The organism is Treponema pectinovorum, from assembly GCF_900497595.1.
In the GTDB taxonomy this organism is placed as follows: domain Bacteria; phylum Spirochaetota; class Spirochaetia; order Treponematales; family Treponemataceae; genus Treponema_D; species Treponema_D pectinovorum.
The window spans coordinates 289,688-309,615 of sequence record NZ_UFQO01000002.1 but is presented as its reverse complement, the minus strand read 5'-3'; the positions used below and the strand labels follow the sequence as shown (position 1 = coordinate 309,615).

The 19,928-nt window shown below is 36.6% G+C and carries 15 protein-coding genes; 8 read left to right on the top strand and 7 right to left on the bottom strand.

Annotated features, from left to right (window positions below):
- Nucleotides 1-74: 74 nt before the first annotated feature.
- From FXX65_RS03755 to FXX65_RS03740, 4 genes are all read right to left on the bottom strand, one after another.
- Nucleotides 75-1,694 carry a type 2 periplasmic-binding domain-containing protein gene (locus tag FXX65_RS03755; protein WP_147615157.1) on the bottom strand — a complete coding sequence of 540 codons (1,620 nt, stop codon included), beginning with the start codon at nt 1,692-1,694 and terminating at the stop codon, nt 75-77.
- 160 nt (nt 1,695-1,854) lie between these two features.
- A complete protein-coding gene (locus FXX65_RS03750; protein ID WP_147613475.1) occupies nt 1,855-2,745 on the bottom strand; it encodes a carbohydrate ABC transporter permease in 891 nt (296 codons plus the stop codon).
- 15 nt (nt 2,746-2,760) lie between these two features.
- Nucleotides 2,761-3,702, bottom strand: a complete 942-nt coding sequence (locus FXX65_RS03745; protein WP_147613474.1) for an ABC transporter permease — start codon at nt 3,700-3,702, stop codon at nt 2,761-2,763.
- Nucleotides 3,703-3,791: 89 nt separating this feature from the next.
- A complete protein-coding gene (locus tag FXX65_RS03740) occupies nt 3,792-6,983 on the bottom strand; it encodes a helix-turn-helix domain-containing protein (protein WP_147615156.1) in 3,192 nt (1,063 codons plus the stop codon).
- A 202-nt stretch (nt 6,984-7,185) separates the two neighbouring features.
- On the opposite strand from FXX65_RS03740, the gene FXX65_RS03735 reads away from it, so the two are divergent.
- Together FXX65_RS03735 and FXX65_RS03730 are read left to right on the top strand one after the other, a co-directional pair.
- Nucleotides 7,186-8,733, top strand: coding sequence for a tagaturonate reductase (locus FXX65_RS03735; protein WP_147615155.1), 1,548 nt, complete (start codon nt 7,186-7,188; stop codon nt 8,731-8,733).
- Nucleotides 8,734-9,215: 482 nt separating this feature from the next.
- The gene (locus FXX65_RS03730) at nt 9,216-10,142 is read left to right on the top strand and encodes a DUF1848 domain-containing protein (protein WP_147615154.1); all 927 of its coding nucleotides are present in this window, start codon (nt 9,216-9,218) and stop codon (nt 10,140-10,142) included.
- Between the two features lie 321 nt (nt 10,143-10,463).
- On the opposite strand, the gene FXX65_RS03725 is transcribed toward FXX65_RS03730, so the two are convergent.
- A complete protein-coding gene (locus tag FXX65_RS03725) occupies nt 10,464-11,903 on the bottom strand; it encodes a TrkH family potassium uptake protein (protein ID WP_147615153.1) in 1,440 nt (479 codons plus the stop codon).
- 2 nt (nt 11,904-11,905) lie between these two features.
- Nucleotides 11,906-13,321 (bottom strand): NAD-binding protein, encoded by a 1,416-nt coding sequence (locus FXX65_RS03720; protein WP_147615152.1) that lies wholly within the window; start codon nt 13,319-13,321, stop codon nt 11,906-11,908.
- Between the two features lie 251 nt (nt 13,322-13,572).
- On the opposite strand from FXX65_RS03720, the gene FXX65_RS03715 reads away from it, so the two are divergent.
- The 3 genes from FXX65_RS03715 to FXX65_RS03705 are packed head-to-tail and all read left to right on the top strand — an operon-like array spanning nt 13,573 to nt 16,842.
- Complete coding sequence (locus FXX65_RS03715) at nt 13,573-14,346, top strand: type III pantothenate kinase (RefSeq protein ID WP_147615151.1); 774 nt, start codon at nt 13,573-13,575, stop codon at nt 14,344-14,346.
- Between the two features lie 51 nt (nt 14,347-14,397).
- Nucleotides 14,398-15,903, top strand: coding sequence for an ABC transporter substrate-binding protein (locus tag FXX65_RS03710; protein WP_147615150.1), 1,506 nt, complete (start codon nt 14,398-14,400; stop codon nt 15,901-15,903).
- A gap of 15 nt (nt 15,904-15,918) precedes the next feature.
- Complete coding sequence (locus FXX65_RS03705; protein ID WP_147615149.1) at nt 15,919-16,842, top strand: ABC transporter permease; 924 nt, start codon at nt 15,919-15,921, stop codon at nt 16,840-16,842.
- 3 nt (nt 16,843-16,845) lie between these two features.
- Here FXX65_RS03705 and FXX65_RS03700 read toward each other — a convergent pair whose 3' ends face one another.
- Nucleotides 16,846-17,409, bottom strand: coding sequence for a flavoprotein (locus FXX65_RS03700; RefSeq protein ID WP_147615148.1), 564 nt, complete (start codon nt 17,407-17,409; stop codon nt 16,846-16,848).
- Nucleotides 17,410-17,473: 64 nt separating this feature from the next.
- On the opposite strand from FXX65_RS03700, the gene FXX65_RS03695 reads away from it, so the two are divergent.
- Genes FXX65_RS03695 through FXX65_RS03685 form a run of 3 tightly spaced genes read left to right on the top strand, consistent with a single transcriptional unit; the run spans nt 17,474 to nt 19,893 of the window.
- The gene (locus tag FXX65_RS03695; RefSeq protein WP_147615147.1) at nt 17,474-18,283 is read left to right on the top strand and encodes an ABC transporter permease; all 810 of its coding nucleotides are present in this window, start codon (nt 17,474-17,476) and stop codon (nt 18,281-18,283) included.
- 3 nt (nt 18,284-18,286) lie between these two features.
- Nucleotides 18,287-19,072, top strand: a complete 786-nt coding sequence (locus tag FXX65_RS03690; RefSeq protein WP_147615146.1) for an ABC transporter ATP-binding protein — start codon at nt 18,287-18,289, stop codon at nt 19,070-19,072.
- Entirely contained in the window at nt 19,069-19,893 is an 825-nt protein-coding gene (locus FXX65_RS03685) for an ATP-binding cassette domain-containing protein (RefSeq protein ID WP_147615145.1), read from the top strand. Before FXX65_RS03690 ends, FXX65_RS03685 begins: the two co-directional genes overlap by 4 nt.
- Nucleotides 19,894-19,928: the final 35 nt, after the last annotated feature.

The window sequence follows — 19,928 nt, the reverse complement described above, 5'->3', positions numbered from 1 at the left end:
TTGAATATAAATCAATTTTTGAGAAAAAAAAAGCGGTATCTTCCGATACCGCCCTATTAGGTTGTCAGTAAAAACTAGTAAAGGAGATTCAGTTCCTTCATCTTAGCAATACCAGCCTGTTCCCAAGCTTTTCCACCCATGTTGTTAAATTCTGCCAACCAAGCATCCCAGTTTGCTTTTGTAAGCTGGCGCTTTCCTGTCATAAATTCTACAACACCCTGCTCGTAGAAACGCTGAAGGTCAGCATCTGGAAGAGGGAGAAGCGAAGCACCAATTACAGGAGTCCATGGTTTAGCCTGCATAATGCGAAGTGCTTTCAAAGAAGAAAGTTCTTTCTTTGAAACTGCTGTGATATAAGTTGGATAGCGAGTAGCCAATTCAATATCAGAATTGTAGTAAACCATATTGCGCAACTGAGTAAGAGGCTGCATCTTTGGTTTTGAATAAGCCAATTCCTTGTTAGGAATTCCATCTTTTGATGGAGCACCTGTTACAGGATCTTTAACATAGTTAACACCTTCAACACCGTATCCGAGAAGGTAATAACCTTCATCAGAAGACATCCATTCAAGAAGACGTGCAATCATCTCTTTTTTAGTGATTGTCTTTCTAGAACTGTCAACATCTTTCCAGTTCTTTATTGTCTGTCCTGCATTAGCAGCAGCCAAACAATAGCGGCGATATGCCTGATCGTAAACACCAGCAGCAGATTTTCCTTTTGGTCCAACTGGAGGATCAATGATAATCAATTCTCCTTTAGGGAAGTTCTGATCAAATGGAGCATAGTTAGATTCTGCAAATGCAGCAGCGTTCTGTTCACGGAATATACCAAATTTTCCCTGTTTCCAAGAAGCACGATAGTCATCTTTCTTGTAAGCAGTCCAGTTAGGATCAATTACTTTTGCATCAATAACTTTCTTAAGGAATTCAAGAGCATCATAGTATTCTGGTTTGTTAACATTGAGCCCTGCTGAATCTTTTGACATAGACCAAGTTCCTGCAACACCAAAAGCACCAAACCAAGGTTCAAAACGAGAACCAAGACCTTCACTCTGTGGTTTGAGCTCAATGTAAGCACCAAGACCGTAAGTATCATTTTTTCCGTTTCCATCTGGATCTTTAAAAGTAAATGCCTTCATTACTTCAAAGAATTCGTCTGTTGTCTTAGGAACTTTAAGACCAAGTCTGTCCAACCAGTCTTTGCGGATAAGAACACCTTCGTTTCTAACGATTGTTCCTGGCTGATCAAGACCATAGCAAACACCGTTTACAGTAGAGTGCATGCGAGCATCTTTATCATGAAGTTTTGCAGTGCGGTTAGGCATCATAGCAAACATATCATCAACAGGTGCAAGAAGTCTTTGTTTAGAAAGAATCTGGAAACAGTTATCACCACACATAAAGATGTCTGGAAGTGCATTTGCAGCGCCAGCAGCGTTAATCTTTGTGTCCTGATCTGATTCGTTTGAAGGGAGCGCTGTAATTACAAGATTGATTCCAAGCTTCTTTTTAATGATGTCATAAGCAACCCAGTCTGCTGGTGGTGGACCGGCTTCTGTTACAGCAGCACCATACCAAAGTTCGATATCAACAGTTCCGTCCTTGTTTACTTTCCATTTTTTTGCAGCAAAAACTGGAGAAACAACAGTAAGAATCAAAGCGATAAGAGCAAGATTCTTAAAAAAATTTTTCATTTTATCCTCCTTTTTGAATATGAATGAAAAACATTCTTTTTTTTTATAGATAAAAACATCCCCTATCAAAAGATAACAGATGTTTTTATTATACCATAAAAAATTGACCAGACAATAAAAAATATTATCATCTGGTCAACAAATTTAATAACTCTTAACATTAACCCTTTACAGAGCCAAGCATTGTGCCTTTTGTAAAGTACTTTTGAATAAACGGATAAGCAAGCATCATAGGAATTGCCGACATAAATACAGATGCCGCTTTTATTGCCTGTACAGAAGCATTGCCAAATGCATTTACTTCAACGTATTCATTCATACCAGAAGCCATAAGGATGTTACGAAGAAGAATTGGAAGTGGCTGAAGATATGCTTCGTTCAAATAAAGCATAGCGTGCATAAAGTCATTCCAGAAGTTTACTGCATAATAAAGCCCGATTGTCATGATAATAGGTTTAGACAACGGAAGAATGATTGATACCAAAACATACCATTCTGCAGCACCATCAATACGAGCAGATTCTTTAAGAGATTCAGGAATTCCTTCAAAAAAGCCGCGCATAATCAAACAGTTGTATGTACCAATAGCACCAGGCAAGAAGATAGATGCAAGATGGTTTGTAAGATTAAGGTTTGTTACTACGAGATATGTAGGAATTACACCAATATTAAACAGGTAAGGAATAAGAACAAAGTAGTTCAATATTTTGCGACCTGGTAAATCAGATACAGACATACAATATGCCATTGGAACAGTAAGGCTCAAAGCAGTTATAACACCAAAAACCATGATTTTCATCGAGTTCCAGAATGCATTTATAAAACCAGCATTGCCCAGAAGTGCCTTATATGCTGCGGTATCCCATTTCCAAACAGGCAAGAACATTCCTTCAAAATTTGTTCCAAGGAAAGTATTTGGTCTAAAAGAAAGAGTAATTGTTGACCACATTGGAATTGCAATAATTACACCAATAAAGATTAAAAATGCATTTATACATATATAAAAGGTGCGATCGCCAGCAGTTAATTTTATTGTACTTGGTTTTGTCATTTTTGTTTCCTTATATTAAAGAAGTGAAGAATCAGCGAGTTTTTTAACGACAGCGTTTGATGTCATAACCAACAACATACCGATTACACCCTTGAAAATACCTACAGATGTTGCAAGTGCAAATTTAAACTGCAAAAGACCCTGACGATATACCCAAGTATCGATTATATCTGCTACTGAATATACAGGAACAGAATACAACATGAACATCTGGTTGAATCCAGCATCCAAAACAGTACCGAGTTTAAGAAGAACTACTGTTACTATTACAGGTTTTATTGAAGGAATTGTGATGTACCATACGCGCTGAACAGCAGAAGCACCTTCAACCATCGCAGCCTCAAACAAAGAAGGGTCGATTCCCATCAATGCGGCTATAAAGATTATAGCTGCCCAACCCATTTCCTTCCAAGCATCAGATATAATTACGATTGCAGGGAATGTGTGAGTATTAGTAAGGAAGTCAACAGCTTCTCCGCCAAAAAATCTTATGATATCATTTACCATACCATCGCCTGGAGCGAGCAATACGAGCAAAATACCGTACATGATAACCCATGAAAGAAAGTGAGGAAGATAAGCGAGAGTCTGAACTACCTTACGAAGTATATCGTGTGTACATTCATAAAGAGTTACGGCAAGTATTATTGAAAGCGGAACACTTATTACAAGTTTTGCTAAACTGTAGAATATTGTGTTGCGAAGCAATTCACCAAAATAAAATGACTGGAAGAAGTCTATAAAGTTGCGGAATCCAATCCAACTACTTCCCCAAATGCCATCTGCTGGCAAAAAGCTTTTAAAAGCAATCTGTCCATTAACTATTGCACCATACTTCAAAATAGCATAGTAAACAGCAGGAATAACGAGCAGAGCATAAACAGAATAGTGTCTCTTAACGTCTTTCCAAAGATTTTTCTTTGGAGCCTTAAGAACAGGTGTTTCTTGTGCGACCATAATTAACCTCAGTTCAAATATATTAACTTTTTTATTATAAAATTGACAAGCGTTTTATTGGACAAAAACGAACTGTGATTAAAAAATTCCTACTGTTTTGTCCGAATTTTTCCTGGTGGAACTCCGTAGATTTTTTTAAAAACACGACAAAAATATGCTTGATCTTGAAACCCACAATTCTCTGCAATTTCATAGATTGTGTCGTTGGTTTCCAAAAGCATTTTCGTTGCAAGATAAATTCTAAACCTATTCAAATATTCCCAAAGCGAAAGCCCTATCTCTTTATGGAAGATTCTAGTCAAATAATCTTCGCTCACGTGTACTGTATCCGCAAGTTTCCATCTTACAATCTGCTGAGAAGCATTTTTATTCAAATAGAGAATCGCTTTTTTAACAAGGGCTCCTGTATGAGGAGGCAAAATTTCATCGCCAACAAGAATTTCATGAATTCGAGTATTGAATTGTTCAGATTCTGCTGCTCCACGGTTGCAAAGAATTATTCTAGGATGCGAGCAAAGAAGTTCAACTTCCTGCTCAGAAAAAATTGAATCTGGCAACACGATTATTGGAACCAAAACAGTTTTTGAATTTTGGCGAATTCTTTTTATGCTTTCTTCATCGATAGTTTCAAAAACAATCAGCGAAGGTATTATTTCGTTCAAAATATCTTCAAATTCTGCCATAGACTGAATGCTCACGCTGTTATCGTCTGTTGCCCAAGTTCCGTATCGAGTATGTTTTGTATTTACAAAAAGCACTGGCGAGGATTTTTTTGTACGGACTTGCGCTTCTAACATTTCAACAAAATTGTGGTTTATAAGCTCGTGGCTATAGCACAAAATAGGAGCACGGAACATTTTATCGTTATGGCGTAAACCATAAACTTTTACCCTTTCGTCTATCGAAGCATTATCCGGCTGCCAATAGAGCATAACTTTTTGTTCATTTTCTTTTGCATTTGTAATATTTTCCATCTCTAAATCAAAAAGATTTACATTTGGAATTCTTGCAGAAAGATTTAAAATCTTAACAGGCGGTTCTTCATTTTTTACAGGAGGAAGCCCCGCAAGATTTGGCCAAGGCATAGTTATTATTGTTGTATATTCATCGATTTTATTGAGCAGCCCGTATTGAAGAAGAATTATTTTTTCTGCCAAAAGTAATTCTGGCTTTTGCCAATCCAAACGGCGCGATTTTATTATTATTTTTAATCCTTCAACTTCTGTAAAAATGTTTATAGAACCTTCGCCTTCTCCATAAAGAGTTAAAACCGCCTTTTTTAGCCTTTCTGCATCGCCATAAAGCAGTGGATATTCGTGATTTAGGCTAGCGACTACACTTCCTGGCAAGACTTGTCTTATATCAAAAAGTTTTTTATCCATAGGAAGATCGTCAACTTGTGAACGTGTAAGTTCAATTAAAGTTTCTGTCTTTTTTAATTGAGATTGAATCTGTGATTTTAAGAATATGAGCTGTTCCGAAAGTATGTCTTTTTCTAAAATTCCTTTTTCTGTGTTTACTTCCATTTGAGTAACTTTCGCAAAAAGGTCTTTTAGAGGATCGCACAAATCGCTTCCAACATTTGCAAAAAATTCCGTCTTCGCAAATTCAGCCTGTTCTGCAAGCTGGCGTGCTTTGTTTATTTCTTCAAATAAAAAAATACTCTGAATAGCATTGCTTACCGCAGTACGCAAATCTTCGTAAATATTTCCATCGCAATCTGTATAAGAAGTTATCAAGTAACCAAGCGATTTATTTGCCATAAACAGCGGTTGAACGATATAAACTCCATATTCAAACTCTTTTGCAAATTTTGAAGGAACTATGAGCTTTGATGGAAAAAGAATTTCTTCAAACCTAAGTTCTCCTGCCTCATTAAAACCGCCTACATATTTTGAAATTTCTTCATTTTCGTAGAGAACCAAAGTTGAATTTCGGATTCCCATTTGCGGTAGATATTCCGAAAGAGTTTTTATCAAAGTGCTCAGATTGTGTGCAGAAAGCAAAGCTGTCTTTACTGCACTTATATTTGTAATTGTTTTTTCGTTTTTATAAAATTTATTTGCACAAACTCTATTCAGCACCTTAGGAATTATAAGATTTACAGTGTTTATTATCTTTGTTGCATACTCTTCTGGCAGGCAAGTTGAATTACGCAAAAGTTTTAAGGTTGCAAAAATATACGAAAGTTCTCCTTCATCTTTAAAATAAGATATAAGACTTTCGTTCAAAAGCTGGAAAAACTCGCTTTGATTGTTTTCAAAAAGTGCATCAATCAACGGCTCAAAAACTTTGTGTTTATAATCTTCAGAAGCTTTGAATATTTTACAGATTTCTTCCAGAAGTTGATCTCTGTTTTTTATTCTGATTTTAGAATCGTAAAAATTTTGTAATTGTTTTAGACTGTTGCAACCACAACTTTCGCGAATTACAGGATAAGCAGGTAAAATTTCGTCTTGAACATCAATTTGGCCTTCTAAAACTTTAAAAAGTTTTTCGTAAGCTAAAATTCCAAGTCTTTCCATTGGCATATGCACTGTAGAAAAAGATGTCGAATATATGTGGCTTTCTGAAGAATCATTAAATCCGCCACAAATGTAATCTTTTGGAACCCGGTAGCCATGCTTTTCAAAAAATTCAGCAGCAATCAGAGTCATCATATCGCTTGCGGTTAAAAGGGTATCAAAATCTTTGCCAGGAATCAGTTTTCGCTCTTCATAAAGTTGACGAACGCCTTTTTCGCCTTCAAACCAAGGAATACAATCTGTTATTAATTTTTCATTTACAAGCCCAAATTCTTCCAGAGCATCGTAATAACCTTTAAATCTGTCTTCTGACGCTTTATGATTTTTAGGGCCTCTTATAAATGCAAGCCGCTTTGCACCGTGAATTTTGATAAAATGCTCGGTCAAGGCTTTCATTCCAGTGTAAGCATCAAAAGAAACATCTGGATTGTTTAAAATTTTTTGTCCGATTGTTACAAATGGAAGAGTTCCAAATTTTCTATGGAAAGCAGTTAATTCTTCTTGAGAAATTCCATTGCCTATACTGGAAGCCCAGCTTATAAGTCCATCTAAATTTTCAGAATTAACGAGTTTATAAATTTCGTTTCGAGGGTTGCGGGATATCGGATTATTTAAATGGCTTCCTGGAAATATGAAAAAAGAACCGCTTTTCCGTGAAACATAATTCGTAAGCTTTTGCCAAAGCTTTAATGATGAGCCAAAATGAATAGACTGCAAAACAAATCCAATTCTCTTTCCTGAACAATCATTTTTCATCAGCAGGGCACCTCTAAGGAATGGTTAAATAATTCTATTATGATGTCGTTTTTTTTACAAGTCTTTTCTGTTTTTGTACAAATTTCATAATAAAATGTAGCTTTTTTATCAATTTATATGTCAAACGCGGAATAATTTTTTCGACATTGAAAGGTTTTCCTATAAATGATAGCATTATTTTATAATTTTGGAGGCTCTTAAAATGGCATTAAAGTCGATAAAAGACGTTGTAAAAACAGTAAAACGTCCAGAAAAAATCCTACAATTCGGAGAAGGTGGATTCCTTCGTGCATTTGTAGATTGGCAAATTGATATCGTTAACGAAAAAACAGATTTCAATGGAAACATAGTTATCGTTCAACCTTTGGCAAAGGGAATGATAGATGCGATGAACGAACAAAACAACCTCTACAATACGGTTCTTCGCGGAATGAAAGACGGAAAACCAACCGTAGAAACTCGCACTATTAACTCTATCAGCCGCTCAATAAACCCTTATGTAAACTTTGATGACTATATAAAGTGTGCAGAAAATCCAGATTTAAGATTTATAGTTTCTAATACTACAGAAGCAGGAATTCAATACGATTCTTCTGCAAAATTAGACGACAAACCACAGGCTTCTTATCCTGGAAAACTAACCGCATTTTTGTACCATCGCTTTAAAGCATTTAATGGAGCACACGACAAAGGTTTGATTTTAATTCCTTGCGAACTTTCTGATGATGCAGGTCTTAACCTTAGAATCTGCATTCTCCAGCATGCACGCGACTGGCATTTAGGACCTGATTTTATAAACTGGTTTAACAACGACTGCGATGTTTGCTCTTGCCTTGTTGACCGCATTGTTCCAGGCTACTTCCCACTTCTTACAAAAGAAGAAAACGGAAAAACTCAAGCAGAAAACCTTTGCGAAAAACTTGGATACGAAGATAAATTGCTCGATTCCGCAGAACTCTTTCACTTTTGGGTTATTGAATCTGCAAAATCACACGAAGATGAACTTCCTCTCGTTAAAGCAGGACTTTCTGTTAAGTGGGTTCAGAATATGGACTACTACCACACAAGAAAAGTTCGCATTTTGAATGGAGCACACACTTCTTCTGTTCTTGCCGCATACTTGGCTGGCTCAAATTATGTTCAGGATATAGTTTGCTCAGAAAAAGTTGGAACAGGCTTTAACGAACCAAATGCCGCTGCACAGAAATTTATGCACGATGTAATTTTCAATGAAATAATTCCTTCCATTGATGGCGACCAGGAAGACCTTAAAGGATATGCAAACGATGTTTGGACTCGCTTCCAAAATCCATTTAATCCACACCGCTTGATTGAAATTTCTTTGAACTCAGTTGCTAAATACTGGACAAGATGTCTTCCATCGATTACACAGTCAATCGCAAAAAATGGCAAAGTTCCAAAACTCCTTTCTTTCTCGATGGCAGCGTTAATCGCTTTCTATAATGGAACAGAAATAAAAACAGACGAAAGAGGAGGAAAATACCTCGAATCCAAGAGAGGCGACGAAACCTATCAGAACAAGGATACAGTTCCAGTTCTCGAATTCTTTGCAGCGCTCAACAAAGAAACAAAGGATGCAAAAGTAATTGCCAACAGAGTTCTTTCTAATGTTGACTTCTGGAAAGAGGATTTGACAAAATATGCAGGCTTAGAAGAAAGCGTTGCAAAAAACTTTGCTGACATTCAAGCAAAAGGAATGAAACAAGCATTGTCTGATATCGTTAAATAACTTTCTGCGATTTTTGAGAAAAGTCGTTTGTAACTATATTTAATGACAAAACTTCCGTTCTTTTGAAGATTTTCAATCGGACGGAAGTTTTTTTATTTAACAAGTATATTTTGTAAAACTGTCAGCATTGCTTTATAGGTCGCACCTCCGTGTGCTGTTAAAGAAAAACTTCCTTGTTTTTCTTTAACGGACAGTTTTTGCAAAACTGTCAACATTGCTTGCAGGTCGCACCTCCGTGTGCGACGATGCGGTAGGGTCTACTTGTAGCCCCGCTGCCCGCCTGCGAGCTTACAGCGGTAGGGATTGGAGTGGCGCGCAGCGTTGGCGTAAGCCAATGTAGCGTTAGCGGAACCACGCAAAGCCCGACCCACTGCGACCGAGCCTGCGAGAGAGCAGTGGGACCCGCCCAAATAAAATCCATATAACCGAAACATCTTTAACAGCACATTTTACAACGCCTATTTTTTCGATATATTCTTTTTATGATTCTTTTTGCCTCAGGACGCACGGATATTCCCGCTTTTTATTCTGAATGGTTTGTAAACCGCATTCGAGCAGGATTTTTGGATGTTAGAAATCCGTACCATAAAGGACAGGTTACTAGATATTCACTTGACCCGTGTGTTGTTGACTGCCTCGTTTTTTGCACTAAAAATCCTAAACCGATTCTTGCACACTTAGGCGAATTTGAAGATTTTGGCAAGTATTTTTTTGTTACAATCACTCCATACGGCAAAGAAATTGAACCAAGTGTTCCAGAAAAAGACGAAGTTATAAAATCCTTTATTGAACTTTCAAAATTTGTAGGGGCTGAAAAAGTCTGCTGGCGATATGACCCGATTTTTGTCGATTCAACTTATTCAGTTGCGACTCATATTCGAGAATTTAAAAATATGTGCGAAAAACTTGCAGGCTATACGAACAGAGTGATTATCAGTTTTATAGATTTGTATGCTAAAACTACAAAAAATTTTCCTGAATTAAAAGAAGTTTCGCTGGCTGACCAAAAATTTTTGGCTGGAGCGTTTAGTTCGATTGCAAGCAAATTTTATATGTCGATTGAAACCTGTGCAGAGGCAAATGACCTTTCTGCATTTGGCGTAAAAGCTGGTGCCTGCGTTTCTAAAAATATTATCGAAGCGGCGACTGGATTGCGGCTTGCTCAAACTGGCACGCAACGCTTACGCAAACACTGCTCTTGTATTCCAATGCGCGATATTGCAAGTTACAACTGCTGTCCGCACCTTTGTAAATATTGCTATGCAAACTATGATGAGAATTCTGTCAAAAAAAATTATTCCAAACATAATCCTGCTTCTTCCTTTTTGATTGGCGAGGCACAGTCTGGCGACATAATTCACCTTGCAGAACAAAAATCATTCAGAGATTTTCAGCAACTTCTTTTTTAATTCCGACCAATTTTGAATTTTATTAAGGGTGGCTTTTTGCTCAACTTTGTTTCGCAAAAATCGGGCTTTTCGGGGCTACGGCTTTTGCCTTCGACCAAACGCCATTTTTGCACGACATTTGCTAACAAAAAGTATATATTTTAGGCAAAAATGCAAGCGACGGTTTGTACGAATATCTTTATTGGCGTTTGTTTTCGCTACGCTCACCCCTCCAATCCCTGCCACTGCGGGCTCGCAGGCGGGGAGCGGGGCTACAATCGTCGCACAAGGGGGTGCAACCTACAAAAAAAATATCGACAGTTTTGCAAAAAGTTTGATTTTCTATCGCTTCCAAAAATCGCGGACAAAGAAGATTATCAAGTTATAAAGTTCAAGACGTCCAGCTATCATAACAAAGCAATACCACCATTTTAATGGCGTAGGAATCCAAGAGTATTCTGCAAAAGGGCCAAAAGCAGGACCAATGTTTCCTATCATGCTTAAAGTTGCAGTAAAAGATTGAAAAAGATCCAATCCTGTCAAAGTTCCAACAAAAGTTGATAAAAACGTTAAAACAATGTAAATAAAAACAAAGGCGGCAATGTTTAATACCAAATCTTCTCTTCCTGCAGCTCCATTTATGCGGACTGTAAAAACTCCGTGAGGATGAAGCATTCCCTGAATATGCGTTCCTGATTTTTTTGCTAAGATTACCCACCTTATAACCTTAAAACCTCCAGCAGTTGAACCGGAAGAGCCACCTATAAAAAACAAAATAAAAATAAAAAATTGTGCTGCTGGCGGCCAAGTCATAAAATCTGCGGTTGCAAAACCTGTTGTACTCATTACAGAAGCAACTTGAAAACTAGCATACCTAAGCGCTACAGAAAAACTACCATAAAATTTTACAAGGCAAAGCGAAAGACAAAGAATCGTTAGTGTAAAAATTGCCGTGTACGCTTTAAATTCGCTGTTCTTTTTTACTTCGTTAATTTTTTTCGTAAGTATATAAAAGTAAAGGCTAAAATTCACACCTGCCAAAAACATAAATATTGTGCAAACTACTTCGATTGCGAGGCTATTAAATCCGCTTATACTTGAATTTTTGGAACTAAAACCTCCAGTTCCCAAAGTAGAAAAGGCATGACCAAGTGCATCTATAAAATCCATTCCTACCACCATCAAAATAAAAGTTTGCAAAAGCGTAAACGAAATATATATGAGCCATAAAGCCTTTGCTGTGTTTGCCATCTTTGGTGTAATCTTTCCTTTTTCAGGACCAGTGGATTCTGCTTTTACAAGTTGAAATCCACCTACACCTAAAAGTGGTAAAATTGCAGTTGTCAAAGCAATTATTCCCATTCCGCCAAGCCAATGCATCTCCATCCGCCAAAGATTTATACTGCGAGGAAGACTTTCCACATCTTTAAAGATTGTTGCACCAGTTGTACTAAAACCACTTACTGCTTCAAAAACAGCATCTGCAAGGCTTTGCAAATACCCACCTGAATATAGAGGAATTGCACCATAAAAACTTATTGCTATCCAAGCAATGCTTACAAAAGCAAAAACTGCTCTAGTACCGAGTTTTATAGGAGTCTTTTTTCCAGCAAAATAAAAGATAATTCCAACAATCCATGCAATAAGCATAGGTATTACAAATTGCATGACAACTTTAGTTTCACCATAAAATAAGGCTGTTCCAATCGGCAATAAAAAAGAAGTTCCAATGATTGCAAGCACTATTGAAAAAAGCCGTATAAAAACAAAAATGAGATTCATCGTTAAATTTCGGCTCCAAATTTTTCCAAAACATGCTGATTTTCTTCATTTGTTGTAATCAACACGATTTGGTCTTTTTCTTCGATTGTTGTATTTCCGATAGGAATAAATTGCTCGTTCTTTCCCGATTTTTGCATCATCAAAATTAAAAATTTACCATTCTCTGCTATGTCCCTTAACGAGCAACCTTTTACAGAACAATCTTTGCCAACAGTTATTTCTACAATTTCAAGAGAACCTTCGTTTACAGTATGGACACCTGTAACCGAACGCCCTTTTAAATGGCTCATAATGCTGTCTACAACAGTGTCGCGTATGGGAACTGCTACCTCTATTCCGATTTTTCGAGCGATTTCTCCAAAAGCATTGTTTCCGACCAGCGCAATACTGTTTGGGATTCCTATAGACTCAAAATAAGCGGACATTACTATATTTAACTCATGATTATGCGTTGCGCAGATAGCCAAATCGTATTTATCAATTCCTTCTTCTTCTATAAAACCTTCTTCTGTAGCATCTGCACAAAATACCTTTACACCGTTAAATTTTTCTTCGGCAGCTTTTGCCCGCTCTTCATCGCTATCTATTATGCAAAATTCTTGTGTAGGAGAGCCTTCCTTTTTAAAAAGCCAAGTAACAAGATTTGATTTTCGCTGAATCAATTTTTCTAAAACGATTGTTCCTACTCGCCCTGCACCGACTATTGCAACTTTCTTTATCTTTTTTACCTTTGCACCGCAAAGTTTTAAAAATTCAGGAATATCATCTTTTAAAATGAGCGCACCCAAACAATCTTCCGCGTGAATTATTGTCTCGCCACTTGGAAGTCTAGTTTCACCATCTGTTTCTACATACGCAATTAGAACAGGAATATCTGTTATCTTTCTAACATTTACAAGCTGTTGATTTTCGAGTTTGCTCCCCTTTTCGACACAAACCCTTATAAGTTCATATTCATCACCCAAAGGCATAACATCTGTTATTGTTCCATGCTTTGCTGCATTTGCAATCGCTTCCGCCGCTTCTACATCTGGATGAACCATATAATCTATGCCGTAAAGTGGACGTACTCTTTCGTTTTTTTCTACGGAAGCAGTGTCAACATAATAGGCATAATTTCTGACTCTCGCGATTTTTACGACATTTGGATAAACAGCGTCAACCAATGAGCAAGTTATCATATTGACTTCGTCGTTTGATGTTACACATACCAAAGCATCGGCTTCTTTTATGCCTGCATTTTCTAAAGTTTGAAGATTGTTTCCCTCTGCCTGAATAACATCGCAGTCCAAACTGTTGGAGGCATGGCGAACAGTTTCTTCATCATTATCGATTAAAACTACATCGTTTTTTCCGTTTACAAGACGCTTTGCAAGTTGAATTCCTGTAAATCCAGCACCTACTATTACGATTTTCATATTCCGATTATACCTTTTTTTGTTCCTTGCTGTCATCACGATTAAAAATCGCTCACAAAATTGATTTTTATCGCAATGTTAAAGCATGCAATCTAAAACTAGACGATTCCACGCAATATAAAGTCTTTTCATTTTTTTGCAAAAGTTATATGTTTTACCTGTCGCATTGACCGTCGTTGACGGCAGTGACGCTTAAAAATCCACATCAAATGGCTTTTGCCTAAGTAGACTTGATCTAAAGGACAGGTACTATGATACTAACGCTCGATGTTGGAAATTCCAATACGACTGGTGGTGTGTTCAAGGACGATAAACTGATATTTCAGTTTAGGCAGACCACAAATCAAAATTCATCTTCAGATGAAATTGGAATTTTCTTTCGCTCGCTATTTCGGGAAAATCAAATTGACCCGACTCAAATCACAGAAATTGGAATCTGCTCTGTAGTTCCTCCAATCAATTATTCACTTTCAAATGGAATTCTAAAATATTTTGGAATTGAACCTTTATTCATTCAAGCAGGAATTAAAACTGGCCTAAAATTGAAAACTCCAAATCCAAAAGAGATTGGGGCAGACTTGATTGCAGATTCAATCGGTGCAATCGCCGCTTGCCCAAACACAGATTTGATAATCGTAGATTTGGGGACAGCAACCACGATTCACGCAGTAACAAAAGAGCGCGAATATCTTGGAGGCTCAATCTTAACGGGTCTAAAAATAGGCGTTCAAGCATTGGCACAAGCAACTTCAAAACTTCCACACGTAGACATAAAAAAAGCAGATAAAGCCTGCGCCACCTGCACAATCGAAGCGATTCAATCTGGAATATACTTTGGAACTGCTGGTGCAATTAAAGAAATTTGCAAAACGATAAATGCAGAAGTTTTTAAAAACTCAAACGCAAAGATAATCGGCACTGGCGGCTTTTCGAAGATTTTTGACTCATACGGAATTTTTGACAAAACGATTCCAGAATTAACTCTGCTTGGCGTAAAAAAAGCGTTGGAATTAAATCGCCAGTAAGTTTTAAACAATTTTAATCAATTCAATCGAAATATTTTTAAGGAATTACAAATGAAAAAACCAATAAAAACAATTTTTGCAACAGCGATAGCATTTGCATTCTCATTTGTGCTGTTTTCGTGCTCAACTGAAAAAAATGCAGATACTCTTAGAATGAATATGGTTTCTGAACCAGACAGTTTTTTCCCTTGGAAGTCTGCCGCTGCAGAAACCGCTGCCGTAACAGACAATATTTTTGAAGGTCTTTTAAAATTCGACGAAAAAGGAAGCCTATATCCAGCCCTTGCAGAAAACTGGTCCATTTCTGAAGATTTTTTGACCTACACTTTTAATTTAAGAAAAGGCGTAAAATTTCATAATGGCGCAGAATTCACTTCGGAAGACTGCCTTTACACATATAAAAATCTTGCAGGTTTGGATGGGCTTTCTCCGCAATCCGACAAAATGCTGATTGTAAAAAGTGTTTCCGCTCCAGACAAATACACTTTTATCGTAGAATTAAAAAGTCCGTATTCTGCATTTTTGATGCTTGCAAGCGACAGCCCAATCCTTTTAAAAGACTATTCCGAAAATGAAAAATTCCCAATCGGAACAGGTCCATACAAATTCGTTTCTTATTCGTTGCATGAAAAAATCACCTTGCAAAAAAATGATGAATATTACGACAAACAGCGCTCAGGAAAAATAAAAAATATCGAAATCTACATAATGACAGACGAAAACGCTTCTATTTCTGCACTGCAATCCGGGCAGCTCGACATTGTGCAGATGGTTACCGGCATAAATGCAAAAGCACTGGAAGGAAGATACAATGTAATAAGTCATCCACAAAATATGGTTCAAATTTTAGGACTAAATAATTTTTATCCGCCACTTTCTGATATAAACGTTCGAAAAGCGATAACTTGTGCTATAGACAAGCAGGAAATTATCAACGGAGTTTTTGACGGTTTTGCAACACCTCTCTACTCAAATTTTAGTCCAATTCTTGCTGAATTTTATAACGATAAGCTTTCAAAACTTTTTGTGCACGATATTCAAAAGGCAAAGGATTATATGGCTCGCTCAAATTACAAAAATGGATTTGACCTTGCAATAACAGTACCTGCAAATTACCAACCTCATGTAGACACCGCACAACTTATTGCAAATCAGTTAAAGCCTTTGGGAATAAATTGCACGATAGTTCCTGTTGAATGGACAACTTGGCTCGAAAAGGTATATACAAAATTTGACTATCAATCGACTGTAATCGGGTTTGCAGGAAAAATTGATCCAGCAGAAGTGTTACGAAGGTATTGTTCAAACTATAAAAGAAATTTTACAAACTTTAAAAATGCCGAATATGATGAAATTTTTAATAAGGCCGAAAACGAAATCGAGCTAAAAAAACGTGCACAATATTTTAAAGATTGCCAAGAAATCTTAACAAAAGAATGTGCAGCAGTATTTATCTGCGACCCAGGACGAAATATCGTTACAACAAAAAATATTGCAGGTTATACGCCTTACCCGGTTTCTATGTATGATTTTTCAAAAATCTATTTTGTAAAATAAAATGAGCGATAAAAATTGAAGTTCTATATAAAAAAATTATTCGATTTTTTAACAACTCTTCTTCTTGTAACTGTAGTAACTTTTGTAACTTTTAATGTGTTGCCTGGAAATCCAGCACTCGCAATTTTAGGTCCAGACGCACAAGAAGCGCAGATACAAAATATGGAAGTTCAATTAGGGCTTGATAAACCCTTAATCGTACGATATTCAAACTGGATAAAAAATGCTTTGCGTGGCGATTTAGGAATTTCGTACAAGTATAATCAAAAAGTCAGTCTGCTGATTTACGATGCAATAAAAACTACTGCCTTTTTAGCCCTTATCTCTTTGATTTTTACTATAGCGCTGGGAGTTTTTTTTGGGATTTTATTCGCTCGGTTTAGAAAAATACTTTTATGGAAAAGTCTCTCAACCTTGAGTCAAATCTGGGTTTCGATTCCATCATTTTGTACGGCACTGATTTTGATTTTAATTTTTTCTGTCGGCTTAAAACTTTTACCGTCTGTCGGTTCATCGAGCATTTTAAGTTTTTTGCTTCCGTCGCTTGCAATCTCGCTCGGTTCTTCTTCAATATTCTGCCGTTACATAAAAGTTAGCATAGAAAATGAATTAAAGCAGGATTATGTAAGGACAGCGCGCAGCAAAGGATTAACAGAAAATCAAATCATAATAAGGCACGTGTTAAAAAACGCATTGATACCTTCAATTACAACGCTCGGACTTATATGTGCAGATATTTTTGGAGGTAGCATAATAATAGAAAATGTATTTTCGCTTTCTGGAGTTGGAAAATTGATTATCAATTCTATTTCTTCGCGTGATTTTCCACTTTTGCAGGGATTAACCTTGTATCTTGCAGCGATAACGCTCATCTGCAATTTTGCAGTTGATATTTTATATTCAATAATCGATCCACGAATTAGAGGAGGGAAAAAATAAAACCTAGCAGACAAAAGAATCTGTAACGCCAAACGATTTACAGATAACTCTAAAAAGTTCGTCTGGTTCTGGCATTTTACCAACGCCATCGTCGCCACAAGCAAGCCGACCTTTTGCAGCGTCCAAAATTTGAATGCCGAATTTTCTGCAAATATCAAAATTGTTCTGCGTTACTGGATTTTCGTACATAGCAGTGTTCATTGCAGGGCTTATGATTTTTTTGCAAGAAGAAGCAAGAAAGGTTGTTGTTAGCATATCATCTGCAATGCCATGAGCAATTTTTGCTATTGTATTTGCAGTAGCTGGAGCAATCACAAAAATATCGGCTTTTTTTGCAAGAGAAACGTGTTTTACATCAAAGTCAAAATTGCGATCAAAAGTATCTGTAAGGCATTTGTTGCAGGACAAAGTTTCAAAAGTTATTGGCGTAATAAAATTGAGTGCATTTTTCGTCATTATCACATGAACTTGTGCATGAGCTTTTACAAGCAAGCTTACAAGGCTTGCACTTTTATAACAGGCGATACTTCCGGTAACGCCTAAAATTACAGTTTTTCCTTTTAACATACGGAAAAAGTTATTTTAAAATTCATTTGCGGTCAAGACGCAGTAAAACAAACGAGGAAATAAGATGATAAAAAAAATTTGGGAGAATAAAACTTTTTTTGTTGGATTTTGTATGTTCTCTTTTATCATTTTGATTATGGTTTTAGGACTCATACATCTTCCATACGATTATGAGGCAACAGATTCTTCGTTAAAATTAAAGGGATTAAGCATTGTTCATCTTTTTGGAACAGACAATTTAGGCAGAGACGTTTTAAGCAGAATTTTAGTTGGAATAAGAATTTCTGTTCTAATCGGTTTTATCGTTATGATTTTTGGGCTTGTAACAGGGCTAATTCTTGGTTCTATTGCAGGCTGGTTTGGCGGTTTTATAGACGCTTTTATAATGAAACTGATAAGCGTTCAAATGGCTTTTCCTGGAATTCTTCTTGCGTTGATGCTTGCCGCGGTATTTGAGCCGAGCATAAAAATAACAATTTTAGCTTTGTGCATAATGAGCGTTCCACGATTTACAAGGATTACGCGAGCTGGATATATAAAACTAAAAAATTCAATTTTTGTTCAAGCGGCAATCGTTCGTGGAGCAGGAAATTTTCGCATAATGTACATTCATATTTTGCCAAATATTTTGAGTGAACTTTTAGTAACTGCAACATTTTCTTTTTCAATGGCAATATTGAGCGAGTCAGGATTGAGTTATCTTGGACTTGGCGTTAAACCTCCGTATCCGAGTTTTGGAAGAATGTTAAACGATGCACAGCATTACATATTCACAAATCCGCTGGGAGTTTTAATTCCGCTATTGTTTTTGGCAATTTTGGTTTTTTCTCTAAATTTGATGGGCGATGGAATTGCAGAGGTAAACAGAAATTAAATTATGGAAGATTTATTAAAGATAAGAAATTTAAAAGTTGAATTCTCATCAAAGCAAAAAACTTTTCAGGCATTAAAAGGCATAAATTTAGAAGTTAAAAAAGGTGAATTTGTGGCACTCGTCGGGGAGTCCGGCTCTGGCAAATCGATGACCGCGTTAAGCATAATGAACCTTCTCCCAGAAAGCGCAAAAATAACCGCAGGCACAATAGATTTTTCTGGCAAAAACAAATCGATAATATTTCAAGAACCAATGACAAGCCTGAATCCGCTTATAAAAATAAAAAAACAGATTGAAGAATCCGCACTGGTTGCAGGCACAGAACGTTCTATGGCAGAAAAAAAAGCGAGAGAACTTGCAAAAATGACCGGCCTTTTAGACACGGATAGAATTTTAAACAGCTATCCGTATGAACTTTCTGGCGGAATGAGGCAAAGGGTTATGATTGCAAGTGCCTTGATGACAAATCCTGAACTTTTAATTGCAGACGAACCGACTACCGCCCTCGACATTTCCACACAAAATGAAATTTTAAAAATTTTTTGCGATTTAAAACAGCAGTTCAACACGGCGCTTCTTTTGATAACTCACGATTTTTCTGTCGTAAAAAAAATCTGCGAGCGTATTTACATAATGTACAAAGGACAAATCGTAGAACAAGGCTCAATCGAAAAGATTTTTTCTTCGCCAGAACATCCTTACACGCAGGCACTTTTAAATTCGATTCCAAATGCAAAAAATCGCAATAAAAAACTCCCGCTATATTTTGAACAGGAGATAATAAATTGACCGAAACAATCCTGGAATGCAAAAATCTGCATAAATCTTTTAAAACAAAAAATTCCACAATAAAAGCTGTTGATGGAATAAATCTCTCTGTAAAACGCGGCGAATGTTACGGTTTGGTTGGAGAGTCGGGGTCTGGAAAATCAACTTTGAGCAGTTTGATATGCGCAATTCAAAATGCAGATTCGGGGGAAATAATTTTTGACGGACAAAAGATTTTTGATAAAAAAGAAAATTCAAAAAATCTTTTTCAAAAAAAAAGGTTGCAAACTTCAAAGAAGATAAAAGAATTCAGAAAAAAATGTCAGATAATTTTTCAGGATTCATCTTCATCACTAAACCCAAAAATGAAAATCGCTTCAATAATTGAAGAACCTTTGATAATTCATAAAATCGCAAAATCAAAAAAAGAACGGCTCGGTCTTGTAAACGAAATGAGAACGCTGGTCGGGCTTCCACCAGACTGTCTTGAAAAATATCCATCACAACTTTCTGGCGGGCAAAGGCAAAGAGTTGCAATAGCAGCTGCAATGATTTTAAAACCCGAATTTGTAATCTGCGATGAATGCGTGAGCGCGTTGGACGTTTTAATTCAATCTCAAATATTAAACTTGTTAAAATCCATGCAAAAATCATTAAATCTCACATATATTTTTATAAGCCACAATCTAAATGTTGTTGCATATATGGCCGACAGAATTGGAGTAATGTACAGAGGCAAAATAATTGAAGAAAAAACTACGGACGAACTTTTAGAAAATCCAGAACAAAGTTACACAAAATCGCTTTTATTTGCTGCTGGATTATTAGATTCAAACGACTAACTGAATAGTTTTGCTACAAGTTCGTACAACTAAAA

Excerpts from the sequence above, each read along its gene's own strand:
- FXX65_RS03755 (WP_147615157.1), bottom strand. The coding sequence starts at position 1,694 with ATGAAAAATTTTTTTAAGAATCTTGCTCTTATCGCTTTGATTCTTACT.
- FXX65_RS03750 (WP_147613475.1), bottom strand. The coding sequence starts at position 2,745 with ATGACAAAACCAAGTACAATAAAATTAACTGCTGGCGATCGCACCTTT.
- FXX65_RS03745 (WP_147613474.1), bottom strand. The coding sequence starts at position 3,702 with ATGGTCGCACAAGAAACACCTGTTCTTAAGGCTCCAAAGAAAAATCTT.
- FXX65_RS03740 (WP_147615156.1), bottom strand. The coding sequence starts at position 6,983 with ATGAAAAATGATTGTTCAGGAAAGAGAATTGGATTTGTTTTGCAGTCT.
- FXX65_RS03735 (WP_147615155.1), top strand. The coding sequence starts at position 7,186 with ATGGCATTAAAGTCGATAAAAGACGTTGTAAAAACAGTAAAACGTCCA.
- FXX65_RS03730 (WP_147615154.1), top strand. The coding sequence starts at position 9,216 with ATGATTCTTTTTGCCTCAGGACGCACGGATATTCCCGCTTTTTATTCT.
- FXX65_RS03725 (WP_147615153.1), bottom strand. The coding sequence starts at position 11,903 with ATGAATCTCATTTTTGTTTTTATACGGCTTTTTTCAATAGTGCTTGCA.
- FXX65_RS03720 (WP_147615152.1), bottom strand. The coding sequence starts at position 13,321 with ATGAAAATCGTAATAGTAGGTGCTGGATTTACAGGAATTCAACTTGCA.
- FXX65_RS03715 (WP_147615151.1), top strand. The coding sequence starts at position 13,573 with ATGATACTAACGCTCGATGTTGGAAATTCCAATACGACTGGTGGTGTG.
- FXX65_RS03710 (WP_147615150.1), top strand. The coding sequence starts at position 14,398 with ATGAAAAAACCAATAAAAACAATTTTTGCAACAGCGATAGCATTTGCA.
- FXX65_RS03700 (WP_147615148.1), bottom strand. The coding sequence starts at position 17,409 with ATGTTAAAAGGAAAAACTGTAATTTTAGGCGTTACCGGAAGTATCGCC.
- FXX65_RS03695 (WP_147615147.1), top strand. The coding sequence starts at position 17,474 with ATGATAAAAAAAATTTGGGAGAATAAAACTTTTTTTGTTGGATTTTGT.
- FXX65_RS03690 (WP_147615146.1), top strand. The coding sequence starts at position 18,287 with ATGGAAGATTTATTAAAGATAAGAAATTTAAAAGTTGAATTCTCATCA.